We start from the raw sequence: 609 nt of genomic DNA on the forward strand, positions 1-609 counted from the left end.
CCCCTTGCTCGTACGTGGCCTTGCGGCCGTGATTGCCAGGTATTGCGTCTCAGCTCTGGTTGAAGAACCCGCCCTCTGCAATACGGGCCTTGTCCTCCGCCGTGACATCGACGTTAGCAGGCGACAACAGGAACACCTTCTGCGTCACCCGCTCAATACTTCCGTGCAGACCGAAGACTAGACCGGCCGCGAAGTCGACGAGTCGCTTCGCGTCAGTGTCATCCATCTCAGTCAAATTCATGATCACGGGTGTGCCCTCGCGGAAGTGTTCCCCGATGGTACGGGCCTCGTTGTAGGTGCGAGGGTGCAACGTGGTGATGCGGTAGGGCTCCCGCTCGGACACGACCTTGGGCATGATCACCGGTGCGTTCTTCTCCAGGCTTTGACGTTCGGGTGTGATAGACGCCACGGGGGCGATGCGGGCGGGACGCCCGGTTTCCGCTACGAGCGGAGCGGGTTCACGCTGCGCTGGCGGGTGGGCGACTCGCACCGGTTCGTCCATTTCCGGTCGCGATTCGGTCTCCGGCTGGTGCTGCCGCCGCGCACGCTCCGGTTCGGGTTCGGGCTCGAAGTCGTCGTCGGGGTCGAACCCCCGGCCGTCGTACCCAT

At 64.0% G+C, this 609-nt stretch carries 1 protein-coding gene; it reads right to left on the minus strand.

The features are described from left to right. Positions 1–49: 49 nt before the first annotated feature. Positions 50–609 (minus strand): cell division protein SepF (gene sepF, locus KUM32_RS40585; RefSeq protein WP_217146696.1); only part of this gene is annotated, 560 nt, incomplete at its 5' end.

It is taken from the genome of Streptomyces sp. AC627_RSS907 (genome assembly GCF_019049165.1).